Here is a 12054-nt window from a genome sequence, read left to right as displayed (position 1 = left end):
TCATGTCCGGCAACAGCTTCGGGCGGGTCTTCGTTTTCACTAGCTTCGGCGAGAGTCACGGTCAGGCCATCGGCGGTGTCGTCGACGGCTGTCCGCCCGGGCTCGCGCTTGAAGCGGCGGACCTGCAGCATGACCTGGATCGCCGCAAGCCGGGCCAGTCACGTCACACCACCCAGCGACGCGAGTCCGATACGGTTGAGATCCTCTCGGGCGTCTTCGAGGGCCGCACCACGGGGGCTCCGATCGGCCTGTTGATCCGCAACGAGGACCAGCGCTCGAAGGATTACTCCGAGATCGCCGCGCGCTATCGCCCGGGACACGCCGACTACACCTACGATCAGAAATACGGCCGACGCGACTATCGCGGCGGCGGGCGATCCTCCGCACGCGAGACGGCCGTGCGGGTCGCGGCCGGCGCAATCGCCAAAAAGTACCTCGCCGAGCACGCAGGCATCTCGGTGCGCGGCTATCTGTCGCAACTCGGCCCGATTCGGCCCGCGAGCCTCGATTGGGATCAGGTCGAGCGCAACCCCTTCTTCTGCCCCTGTGCCGAGACGGTGCCGCGTCTCGAAGCGTACATGGACGATCTGCGCAAGGAAGGCAACTCGATCGGCGCGGCCATCACGGTGGTGGCGAGCGGCATGCCGACGGGTCTCGGCGAGCCGGTCTTCGATCGGCTCGATGCCGACATCGCCCACGCCATGATGAGCATCAACGCCGTGAAGGGTGTGGAGATCGGCGCCGGCTTTGCCTGCGTGGAGCAGAAGGGCACCGAGCATCGCGACGAGATGACCCCCGAGGGGTTTCTCTCCAACCACGCCGGCGGGATCCTCGGCGGCATATCATCGGGCCAGGACGTGCTGGTGCGCATCGCCTTGAAGCCGACCTCGAGCATCCGGCTGCCGGGTCGCACTATCGACACCTCGGGTCAGGCTACGGAGGTGGTCACCAAGGGGCGACATGACCCCTGCGTCGGCATTCGGGCCACACCCATCGCCGAAGCCATGCTCGCTTTGGTCCTGATGGATCACCTGCTGCGGCACCGCGGCCAGAACGCCGGCGTGGTGCCGCCCACCCCGTCGATCGCCGCCTGAGCCGGTTTCGCGGCGGCGGGAGCCGATTCGGTGCCTGTCCCGCATCAGTCCCGCCCGCGACGTTTGCGCGACGCGGGTCGGTCACGATTTCCATGAACTGACCCGCGTCGACGATGCCCCCGATGGGCCGGCTAAAGGTCGATCCAGGGCGCAAAGAAAGCATGTCACAGCGGACGCCGTTCGGCGCTTGGCCAGATGCGATGCCTTACTGGCGACTCTCCGGCTACTACTTCTTCTATTTCGCCGCGCTCGGTGCACTGGTGCCCTTTTGGGGGCCTTATCTGCAATCGAAGGGGTTCGACGCCCTGGCGATCGGTCAGCTCATGGCGATCCTGGTGGGCACCAAGATCGTCGCTCCGATGCTTTGGGGCCATATCGTCGACATCACCGGCAGGCGCATGCCGATCGTCCGTTTCGCTTCGCTGGTCTCGGCGGTGACCTTCCTCGGCGTCTTCCCGGCCGACGGCTTCTGGACCATCGCCGCGGCCATGGTCCTGTTCAGCTTCTTCTGGAACGCATCCCTTCCGCAGATGGAGGCGGTGACCTTCAATCATCTGGGGCATCGGCCTGCGGGCTATGCCCTGATCCGGCTGTGGGGCTCGGTCGGGTTTATCCTGGTGGTTGCGATCCTGGGCGTTCAGTTGGAGTCCGCGCCGATGGGCGTGGTGCCGATCTGGGTGCTGCTCCTCTTCGTCGGCATCTGGCTCTCGACCCTGACCGTCCCGGACAGCGCGCCCGTCACCGGGGAGCATCCCACCGCGTCGTTGCGCTCGATCCTGGCGCGTCCGGACGTCATGGCATTCCTCGCCGCCTGCTTTCTCATGCAGGCGAGTCACGGGATCTATTACGCCTTTTACTCGATTCATCTCGCGGCGGTGGGGTACTCGACCTCGGCGATCGGCGCGCTTTGGGCGCTCGGCGTCATCGCCGAGGTCCTGGTGTTTCTGGTGATGCGCAACCTGCTCGAGCGTTTCGGTGCGCGCCATGTCCTGATCTGGAGTCTGGCGATCGCGGTCGTGCGGTGGCTGCTGATCGGCGCCTTCGTCGCGATCCCGGCGGTGGCGATCTCTGCCCAACTCATGCACGCCGCCACCTTCGGGACCTTTCACGCCGCGGCGATCCATCTTGTCCATCAGTACTTCCGCGGACGCACCCAGGGGCGCGGACAGGCGCTCTACAACAGCTTGAGCTTCGGCGCGGGCGGGGCGCTGGGTAGTCTGATCGGGGGTCTGCTCTGGAGCGCCGAGGGCGCCGGTGTCAGCTTCGGGATCGCATCCGGTGCCGCGGCGCTCGGACTGCTCGCGGCTTGGCGCTGGGTGGATCGTCCCCCGAGGGAGGTTGACGGCCGCCGGTCTGCGCATTGATCGGATGGATCCTTCGCATCCCGAATCCATCCATCCCGAGGTCGAATCCCGGGGTCCAATCAGCGTGCATCCGTGGACTCATCACGGAACCGGATTAAAGGGGTGCGTGTTATTCTATTTTCTTTCGCGGGTCCGCCGACGCCGCCAACCGCACCGAGCTCGCTCGGTTTGACCTCAGCCATCATAGCCATGCCAGTCGATCAAGGTCCTTTTCAGATCCTTCCGGGTCGTCGTTATCCCAACGGGGCGAGCGTCGAAGACGACGGGGTCAACTTCTCCGTGTTCAGCCGCCATGCCTGCGGGGCAGAGCTGCTGCTCTATCGCAGCGCGGACAGCGCTGAGCCCTTTCAGATCATCCGGCTGGATCCGGAGGTCAACCACACCTTCTTCTACTGGCACGTTCTGGTCGTGGATCTGCCGCCCGGGACGCACTACACCTGGCGTATGGAAGGTCCGTTCGAGCCCCGTGCCCACGGTTGGCGTTTCGATGCCGGAACCGAGCTGCTCGACCCCTGGGCACGCGCCGTCAACCTGTTGCATTGGGATCGCTGGGATCGCCTGAATAACGGCGTGAAGCCGCATGATTCCCCTCGCGCCTTGGTTCTCGCCGAGGAGTACGACTGGGAGGGCGACACGCCGATCCGCCGCCCGACCGAGCAGACCATCATCTACGAGCTGCATGTCGGCGGCTTTACCCGCCATGCCAGCTCGGGCGTGCATCATCCCGGCACCTTCCTGGGCCTGATCGAAAAGATCCCCTATCTGCAGGACCTCGGCATCACCCATGTCGAGTTGATGCCGGTCATGGCGTTCGACGAGCAGGATGTCCCGCCGGGCGTCTGGGACGCGGGGCTGCGCAACTTCTGGGGTTACAGCAGCTTCGGCTTCTTCTCGCCCCACCCCGGCTACTGTGTGACGCCCGAGCAGGGCACGCATCGGCGCGAGTTCCGCGACATGGTCAAGGCCCTGCACAAGGCCGGGATCGGCGTCATCCTGGATGTGGTCTTCAACCACACCAGCGAGGGCGGCAGCGGCGGCCCGACCATGAGCTTCAAGGGGCTGGGCAACGAGACCTTCTACTGCCTGGACAGCCTGGACAAGCGCATCTATCTGGACTTCACGGGCTGCGGCAATACGGTCAACGCCAATCACCCCGTCGTGTCCCGCTTCATCATCGACGCCCTCGAGTATTGGGTCCGCGAGATGCATGTGGACGGGTTCCGTTTCGATCTCGCCAGCGCGATGGCGCGGGATTCGGACGGCCGGCCGATGGCCAACCCGCCCGTGCTCTGGGCGATCGAGCTCTCCGATACGCTCAACGCCTCCAAGATCATCGCCGAGGCATGGGACGCTGCGGGTCTGTACCAGGTCGGCAGCTTTCCCGGTTACCGCTGGATGGAATGGAACGGCTGTTTTCGCGACAGCGTGCGGCGTTTCGTTCGCGGGGACCCGGGGCTGGTTCCGGAGATCGCGACCCGGATTGCGGGCAGCAGCGACCTCTATCAGGCCAACCTGCGTCAGCCCATCAACAGCGTGAACTTCGTCACCTGCCACGATGGCTTCACCCTCTGGGACCTCGTCTCCTACGAGCGCAAATACAACCGCGCCAACCGCGAAGAGAATCGCGACGGGACCAACAATAACCTAAGCTGGAACTGCGGGGTGGAGGGCGAGACCGAGAATCCCGAGATCCTCGCGCTGCGCAGGCGTCAGGCCAAGAACCTCTTGACCCTGATGTTCATGAGCCAGGGTATCCCGATGCTCTTGGCCGGCGACGAGGTGCTGCGCACCCAGCAAGGCAACAACAATACCTGGTGCCAGGACAACCCCTTGGGGTGGTTCGACTGGTCGTTGGTCGAGCGCAACGGCGATATGCTGCGCTTCGTGCGCGGATTGATCGCCTTGCGCAAGCGTCACGCGAGTCTGCGTCGCCGCCACTTCCTCTCCGGACATCCGCGCAACGGCAGCGATCTTCCGGATGTGGTCTGGCACGGGACCACGCCGGGCGATCCGCCCTGGGACGACCCGGACGCGCGGGTGCTCGCCTTCACCTTGGCGCGCGCGCGCCAAGACGACGACTTGCTGTGCGTCCTCATCAACATGGATGCCGAGGCGAAGCGCTTCGAGATCCCGGCGATCGAGCAGTGTCGTTGGCACACCGCGCTCGACACCGGACGGGCCAGCCCGACCGATCTCATCCTGCCCGAGGATCAGGTCGCGCTCGAAACAGACGCCGTCCTGGTGCGCTCGCGCAGTATTCAGATCTTCGAGGGACGCTGAGCCCAAAGAAGAGAAGTGCGCCGACGCTCCGAGGGCGTAGGATGGGTAGATCGCAGCGAACCCATCCCCCGCTGAAGGCCGACCGCCGACGATCCATACAGGCATCCCCCTGACTGTGGTGATTCATGACTCGGACCGACATCCATCACGCCCTCGGGTTGCACATGCACCAGCCGCCCGGAAACCTGCGCCTCCTGATCGATGCCAATCCTTGGGAGGCCGAGGAGATCATCAGGTGCTACGAGCGCGTGCCGCGCTATGCCCTGCAGTATCGCGACGTCGCCCGGCTTCATGTCGGTTTCTCAGGTGTCTTGCTCGAGCAGCTCCTCGATCCCGAGATCGTCGATCGGTATCGTCACATCGTGGATATTCCGGAGGTGCTCGCGCGCTACCGCGAGGCCGACAATATCGAGCTGATCGGCATGGGCTACTCCCACCCCATCTTCCCCCTGATCCCGCATGCCGATTGGTCCGAGCAGCTTGCCTTGGGGCGGACACGGATGGAGCAGGTCTTCGGTCGCGCCCCGCGCGGCTTTTGGCCCCCGGAGATGGCCTTCACCATGGCCATGATCCCCGCGCTGGTGCAGGCCGGCTACGACTACGTGGTCGTCGACGGCGTGCACGTCCGCCCCGAGGACGGCATCAGCGATATCTTTCGCCCTTATATCGCATGCCACGAGGGTGTCTGCATCAGCGTCGTCCCGCGCGATCGCGAGGTCTCCAACGCCCAAGAGAGCGGGCTGAATCCACGTTGGTTTCGCGACGAGGTCCTGTGGCGGACCGCGGGCTCGCCTAGGCCGGACGAGAGACGACTGGTCACGACCTGGTCGGACGGCGAGAACGGCGGCTGGTTTCGCCAGACCCACGAGCCATCCGGATTCTTCGGCCACTTCTTCGCGCCTTATATGGAGCAGGTCCGCGACGGGACCTGCCCGATTATCCCGGTCCGTCTCGCGGACTATCTCGGTCGGGTGATGCCGACCGCCTACGCACAGGTCCAGACCGGCGCCTGGAACGTCGGATCCACCTCAGGTGAGGATCTCTCCCAGTGGGCGGGCAGCGAGCGCCAACGCGAAGCCGTCGCGGAGGTGGCGCAGTTGAGCGCCCGCTACTGGCAGCTCAAGCGTGGATCTGCGGGGGCGACCGCTCGGTGCTGCGAGCACCTCGCGCGCGCCCGTCGTTTGATCCTCGAGGCCGAGACCAGCTGTTTTCTCTTCTGGGGCGATTCCTGGATCCCGCACCTGCACGCACGGACCCATGACGCGTCGCTCGCATTGGACGACGCGCAAATCGCGCTCACGCAGGCGTCCCCGGCGGATACGACCGGGCTTGGTTCGGGCGGTCTCCCGGAGTGAAACGGCCGCTGGTACCACGATTCCCCTTACGCGAGCGCGGGACGCATCTCGTGCTGGCGAGCGCAGGGGAGGGCGGACTCTGCGCCTTCTGGCACCTCTCGGGCGACGACCTCATCCCCGCGGCAGTCGGTTTCGGGCGCGACGGCGCCAAGGCGGCGCCCGTGCTGCGTCTGCGGCGTCTTCATGGCGACAGCGCCACGCAGGTGGACGAAATCGCCCTGCAGCTGCGTGGCCCGGGCGGCCACGGGGAGCAGGTCTTTTCGGTCGATGCTCGGCCGGCGCGTTACGACGCCGAGTTGGGTCTGAGCGATGGGTCGGGCGGTTGGGTGATGCTCGCCCGATCCAACGCCCTTGATCATGGCGCGCGTGTCGATATCCGCTTGGAGCCGCCCGTCGAGCGACGCGAGGCACCCCACGCTGCGTCGAGCGAGGCTGCGGCGCCTCCCGCGACGCCCCGGACCGCTCCTCCGCAGCAGGGATCGGCAGAGCCGACATCATCGCCGGCGCGAGCACCGATTGGCACGCCGCGTGTTGTTCCCGAGCAGCCCGGAATCCGCGCCGTCGACGTCTTGGCCCGACGGCGTGAGGGCCTTGAGCTCGGCCCCGGTCGCGAGTTCGGCCGTGTCCCGGACCGCGAGGTCACGCCGGTCGCCGAGATCCCGATACAGCCCGATCGCGTCGGTCAATCGCCGATCAGGTCGCCGGATCCCGATTCGGAAGCCCCGGCGCCGCACGACGCCGTCTCTGCATCAAGGGGCGAAGACACCATCCCCGGGCCCGCTCATCCCGCCGAGCGGCGCGCGAGCCCATCGCCGACCGCGCCGATGCGCTACGGCCAGCCGACGCCCGGCGGCACCGAGCTGTTGATCGAGGCCGAGCTGCGCATCAACGGCTGTGCCGCACCCGGCACGCTGATCGACCTCTACGGACACCCTTATCGCGTCGGGCCGGGAGGTCGCTTTCAGCTCGTCATTCGGGTCGATGATCCGGAATTGATCCGGCGGGCTTTCCAGCTCCATCCGCCGGATCTGCCCGAACGCCCCGCCGAAAGCGACGATTCAGAAACAAGGTGAACACCTTGGTCCGGACAATGTCGATACCGGGCCGTGCCAACAGTCAACCCCCGATACTGGGAACAAGAGGCACCTGCGATGACCGGATCAAGATTCAAGACCCTGCGCACGACCACGACCCTGGTGTGCGCCCTTCTCATGGCGTTCGGAGTGATCGAAGCGATGGCGGTCGAGGAACCCGATTACACGGTGGTTCGAACCTTTCCCGATTTCGAGCTACGCCGTTATCCGTCCTATGCGGTTGCCGAGACCAAAGTCGCCGGCCCCTTCGACGAGGCCGGGAATCAGGCGTTTCGCATCCTTGCCGGCTACATCTTCGGAGACAATCGCGCGGATACCAAGATCGAGATGACCGCGCCGGTCAGTCAGCGGCCGGCGGTGCGCGAGGGCGAGCGCATCGAGATGACCGCACCCGTGGTGCAGCGCCCGGCGAGCGGGACCGAGGGCGAGACCTTCGTGGTCAGCTTCGTCATGCCGGATCGGTTTACACTGGACACCCTGCCCGAGCCGGTCGACCCGCGGGTGCAGTTGCGTGAAGAGCCCGGCAAGCTGATGGCGGTGCGGCGCTATTCCGGACGCTGGACCGAAAAGAGCTATCGGGAAAACGAGAGCGGACTCCTGCGTGCAGTCGAAGCGGCCGGCCTGAAGCCCGTCGCCGCGCCCGTCTATGCGCGTTACAACTCGCCCTTCTCGCTCTGGTTCATGCGGCGAAACGAGGTCATGGTCGAGGTCGCGGAGACCGGAACGAACCCCTGATCGGGTGCTGCACCATCCGAGTCCGGCCGAGGGCGAGGCTCCGTCTGTTCGCACTCGACCAGCCTCCGAGCGGCTTTCAATGGCTCTCGACGGATTGCTCGGCAAGGATCGGTCCGGCGACCGACGTCTCGGCCTGCTTCTTCTCGCGCGCCTCGGCGTCCTCGCGCCGGATGCGGCGAATCACGGCGAGCTGCCACAGGCAAAAGCCCATAGCGCTGCCGAAGAACAAGAGGGCCTGGAGTGATTTGAAGGTAGCGTATTCCATCGGTGGTCTCGTTCGGCGGTGGATGATCGAGTCGCCGCGTGGTCTCCAACTTAGGTCGATTGGCTCACGCGACCTACCTGATGTCGTTTCAACCGGACCGCCACTCAACGCTGTCCTTTTCATGGAAATCAGAACCCGCGTCGGACGCGCTTCAATCCCACATCACAAATTCGCCGTCGGCCGCCGCAGCGGTCAGCAGCTCGATCAAAGGCAGCGCCCTGTGTGCGAGACTCACGTATTGACCTTCTTTGCCGTCCTGCGGGGCAGGTTGAGCGCTGCTCGGAGCCGGGTCCAGCGACTCCTGTGCGTGCTCCTCCACCGCGGCCTTCAATCTCGCCAAGGCCGCCGGGATATCCTCCGGCATAAGTGCGCCCGGGACCGTGCCGCTTTGTCCCATCAGTTTTAGGAGCGCGACGGCGACGTCGCCGAACATGGTGATGTTGGCGTACGCCTTGGTTCGAAATGTAACCAGCATAAGGACCTCGACCGGGTTGAGTCTGTCCTGGACGGACGGCAGGTCAGGATAGCGCAACTCGTCGCGGCGAGTGGGTCGTTCACGCGATGGCCTCGGGCATGGATACCGAGCCGCCCGCGCCCCTTTCAATCCCGGCTGCAGACGCTAGAATGCGGGGCTCGGAGCCGCTTCGGGGATCGCACGGCCGACACGCCAATCTCGGTTAAACTGCGTCCAGAGCGAGATGCTGACTTTCGAGTGAGCTCGACGTTCGGTCCATCCACCGCCCTTAGCGGGGGCGCGGTTTGAAAGAATATAGCTTTGAATATCTTAAACCGCGCCGACTCCGGCAGTCGTCAAGTCTGCCGGGCTCGATCCCATCCAAAAACATCGCATACCGCGCCGGGCGCGGTTTAAGAGCATCATGAGCGACACCGTCGAGACGCCACGCACCAATTTTATCCGCCAGATCATCGAGGCCGATCTGGCCGCCGGCAAGCACGCGCGCATCGTGACGCGTTTCCCGCCGGAGCCGAACGGTTATCTGCATATCGGGCACGCCAAGTCCATCGTGCTGAACTTCGGCCTTGCGCAGGCGTTCGGCGGTACCTGCAATCTGCGCTTCGACGATACCAATCCGCACAAGGAGAACGTCGAGTTCGTCGACTCCATCAAGGCCGACGTGCGTTGGCTCGGGTTCGACTGGGGCGATCGGGTCTATTTCGCGTCCGATTATTTCGAGCAGCTCTACGCATTCGCGATCGAGCTGATCGAGAAGGGCCTCGCCTATGTCTGCGACCTGAGCGCCGAGGAGACGCGCAGCTACCGCGGGACCCTGACCGAGCCCGGTCGGGACAGTCCCTATCGCGATCGCACCGTAGAGGAGAATCTGGACCTCTTCAAACGGATGCGTGCCGGGGAGTTCCCGGACGGCGCCCGCACCCTACGCGCGCGCATCGACATGGCATCCCCGAACATCAACCTGCGAGACCCGGTGCTCTATCGCATCAAGCACGGTGTCGTCCATCATCAGACCGGCTCCGCCTGGTGTCTCTATCCGACCTACGACTACACCCATCCGATCTCCGACGCGCTCGAAGGCATCACCCACTCGCTCTGCACGCTCGAGTTCGAGGATCATCGCCCGCTCTACGACTGGTGCGTGGACAACGTCTCGGTGCCCTGCAAGCCGCGTCAGATCGAGTTCAGCCGGCTGAACCTCGAATACACGGTGATGAGCAAGCGCCGCCTGACCGAGCTGGTCGGCGAGCGTCATGTCCACGGCTGGGACGACCCGCGCATGCCGACCGTCGCCGGCCTGCGACGCCGCGGCTACACGCCGGGTGCGATCCGCGACTTCTGCGAGCGTGTCGGGATCACCAAGTCCGACAACCTGGTCGAGATGGCCCTGCTCGAAAGCACCATTCGCGACGACCTGGACGCGACCGCACCGCGTCGGATGGCCGTGCTGCGCCCCCTGAAGGTCGTGATCGTCAACTATCCGGAAGGCAAGACCGAGTCGATCCAAGCGCACAATCACCCCAAGGATGCGTCGATGGGCGAACGAGTTGTCCCGTTCGGACGCGCGATCTATATCGACCGGACCGACTTCGAGGAGATCCCGCCCAAGGGCTTCAAGCGCCTGATCCCTGGCGGCGAGGTGCGACTGCGCAATGCCTACGTGATCCGCTGCGAGGAGGTCGTGAAGGATGCCGACGGCGAGATCCTCGAGCTTCGGGTCAGCGCCGATCTCGACACCCTCGGCCGTAACCCCGAGGACCGCAAGGTGAAGGGCGTCATCCATTGGGTGTCGGCCGAGCATGGGGTACGGGCGGAGGTCAGACTCTACGACCGGCTGTTCCGTGTACCGGTGCCGGGCGCAGGCGGGGCCGATTTTCGTCCCGACATCAACCCCGATTCATTGCAGATCCTCACCGGCGCCGTCCTAGAGCCGGCCTTGCAAGGCGCCGAGGCGGGCACACGTTTTCAGTTCGAGCGCGAGGGCTACTTCGTCGTCGACGCCGATTCGACGCCGCAACGACCCGTCTTCAATCTCACCGTCGGGCTCCGCGACACCTGGGGCAAGAGCCACCCATGACCGAGGCGCGGGACGATCTCGATGCCGCTCCTGCCGGGCTGCCCTGGCACGAGCGCCGCGCTGCCGATCTCGGACTGCGTCTCTACGCCTCCTTCGTCTCCCCGGCAGCGATCCTGCGGGCATTCCGGCGCGATGCCCTGCAGGCCAGAACGCTCGCGCAAGGTCTCTCGGAAGAGCAGGGGAGGGCTCGGGTCCGGATTGCGCGCTTTCCGGGGATCGAGGAGAGCAGCTGCGATTGGTCCGTCTACATGACGCTCGACCATCTCGTCATGGTCAACACCGCCGTCATGGTCCTGATCCACGCGATCTGCACCGATCACAATCACGGCGCCGAGATCGGTCTGGAGGACGTCCGGCCGCACGATGATGCCGGGCCGGACCGGATCACGGCGTTGGGAGCCGCGGTCGAGCGCTACACGGATGTGGTCCAGCGACTGGGCACGCTGCGCTCGCGCGAGCGACACCCGCATCCTTGGTTCGGTCCGCTCAATGCCCGTCAGTGGCACGCCGTGGCGGCGATCCATAATCGGACGCATCGCGCTCAGATCGAAAAGATCCTGCGGCTTCTCCAAACATGACGGGTGATTATGATGGCGAGGACTTGACCGTGGGGCAGGGAACGCAGGGCTTCGACGCGCTCGTGCACCTGTATCGCGATCTCGTCGGCTGTCGGCGCTGCTCCGGGATGCAGGGGCCGCCCGTGCACGGTCAGGCGGTCGTCTCGCCGGTCATGATGGTCGGTCAGGCCCCGGGCACGCGCGAGATCCTGCAGGGCATTCCGTTTTGTTGGACCGCCGGCAAGACGCTCTTTCGTTGGTTCGAATCCATCGGGATCGACGAGCCGACCTTTCGCAGCCGCGCCCTCATGAGCGCGGTGTGCCGCTGCTTTCCCGGCAAGGCGCCGAAAGGCGGCGACCGCGTTCCCGATGCCGTCGAGGTCGAGCAATGCAGCGGCTGGTGGCAAACGGAGGTCGAGCTTGCGCGGCCCCGATTGATCATCCCGGTCGGTAAGCTCGCCATCGTCCAGTTTATGGCGTCCAAGCGTCTGAACGATGTCGTCGGAGCCCAATGGCCTTATCGCTCCCCCAGCGGTTTGGAGGCCGACCTCATCCCGCTCCCGCATCCTTCGGGCGCCTCCACCTGGTTCAAGATGGAGCCGGGCAAGACACTGCTCGAACAGGCGCTGTCCCTGATCGAGGTGCACCCGGCCTGGCGGGAGATTCGGGCCGCGTCTCCTGCGGCGCAAACACCCCGTGCCGGTCGGATGGGCGCAGCCTGATGCAAAAAGCGGTCGCGTCATCGCGATCGGTCTTCT

11 protein-coding genes are annotated in these 12054 nt (G+C 65.3%); 9 read left to right on the top strand and 2 right to left on the bottom strand.

The features are described 5' to 3' along the window. The first annotated feature begins 2 nt into the window (after positions 1 to 2). The 6 genes from aroC (at position 3) to VLR48_RS12775 (ending at position 7922) form a co-directional block, all read left to right on the top strand. The gene (gene aroC / locus VLR48_RS12800; protein WP_325292163.1) at positions 3 to 1094 is read left to right on the top strand and encodes a chorismate synthase; all 1092 of its coding nucleotides are present in this window, start codon (positions 3 to 5) and stop codon (positions 1092 to 1094) included. Positions 1095 to 1294: 200 nt separating this feature from the next. Continuing rightward, complete coding sequence (locus VLR48_RS12795; protein ID WP_325292187.1) at positions 1295 to 2458, top strand: MFS transporter; 1164 nt, start codon at positions 1295 to 1297, stop codon at positions 2456 to 2458. A gap of 189 nt (positions 2459 to 2647) precedes the next feature. Further along, positions 2648 to 4738, top strand: a complete 2091-nt coding sequence (gene glgX / locus VLR48_RS12790; RefSeq protein WP_325292162.1) for a glycogen debranching protein GlgX — start codon at positions 2648 to 2650, stop codon at positions 4736 to 4738. A 125-nt stretch (positions 4739 to 4863) separates the two neighbouring features. Next, the gene (locus VLR48_RS12785; RefSeq protein WP_325292161.1) at positions 4864 to 6093 is read left to right on the top strand and encodes a glycoside hydrolase family 57; all 1230 of its coding nucleotides are present in this window, start codon (positions 4864 to 4866) and stop codon (positions 6091 to 6093) included. Positions 6094 to 6143: 50 nt separating this feature from the next. Continuing rightward, positions 6144 to 7166 (top strand): hypothetical protein, encoded by a 1023-nt coding sequence (locus tag VLR48_RS12780; protein WP_325292160.1) that lies wholly within the window; start codon positions 6144 to 6146, stop codon positions 7164 to 7166. Positions 7167 to 7244: 78 nt separating this feature from the next. Then, the gene (locus tag VLR48_RS12775) at positions 7245 to 7922 is read left to right on the top strand and encodes a heme-binding protein (RefSeq protein ID WP_325292159.1); all 678 of its coding nucleotides are present in this window, start codon (positions 7245 to 7247) and stop codon (positions 7920 to 7922) included. Between the two features lie 76 nt (positions 7923 to 7998). Here the strand turns inward: VLR48_RS12775 and VLR48_RS12770 are convergent, their stop codons facing one another. Together VLR48_RS12770 and VLR48_RS12765 are read right to left on the bottom strand one after the other, a co-directional pair. Further along, on the bottom strand, positions 7999 to 8187 hold the full coding sequence (locus VLR48_RS12770; protein WP_325292158.1) for a hypothetical protein: 189 nt from the start codon (positions 8185 to 8187) through the stop codon (positions 7999 to 8001). A 151-nt stretch (positions 8188 to 8338) separates the two neighbouring features. After that, positions 8339 to 8662, bottom strand: coding sequence for a DUF1840 domain-containing protein (locus tag VLR48_RS12765; protein ID WP_325292157.1), 324 nt, complete (start codon positions 8660 to 8662; stop codon positions 8339 to 8341). Between the two features lie 403 nt (positions 8663 to 9065). On the opposite strand from VLR48_RS12765, the gene VLR48_RS12760 reads away from it, so the two are divergent. The 3 genes from VLR48_RS12760 to VLR48_RS12750 are packed head-to-tail and all read left to right on the top strand — an operon-like array spanning position 9066 to position 12018. After that, positions 9066 to 10739 carry a glutamine--tRNA ligase/YqeY domain fusion protein gene (locus VLR48_RS12760; RefSeq protein ID WP_325292156.1) on the top strand — a complete coding sequence of 558 codons (1674 nt, stop codon included), beginning with the start codon at positions 9066 to 9068 and terminating at the stop codon, positions 10737 to 10739. Further along, entirely contained in the window at positions 10736 to 11317 is a 582-nt protein-coding gene (locus VLR48_RS12755; protein ID WP_325292155.1) for a DinB family protein, read from the top strand. Before VLR48_RS12760 ends, VLR48_RS12755 begins: the two co-directional genes overlap by 4 nt. Then, complete coding sequence (locus VLR48_RS12750; RefSeq protein WP_325292154.1) at positions 11314 to 12018, top strand: uracil-DNA glycosylase family protein; 705 nt, start codon at positions 11314 to 11316, stop codon at positions 12016 to 12018. The genes VLR48_RS12755 and VLR48_RS12750 overlap by 4 nt, the downstream gene beginning before the upstream one ends. Positions 12019 to 12054 lie beyond the last annotated feature (36 nt).

This window comes from Thiocapsa sp. (assembly GCF_035467215.1).
In the GTDB taxonomy this organism is placed as follows: Bacteria; Pseudomonadota; Gammaproteobacteria; order Chromatiales; family Chromatiaceae; genus Thiocapsa.
This window is presented reverse-complemented; position numbering and strand designations above follow the sequence as displayed.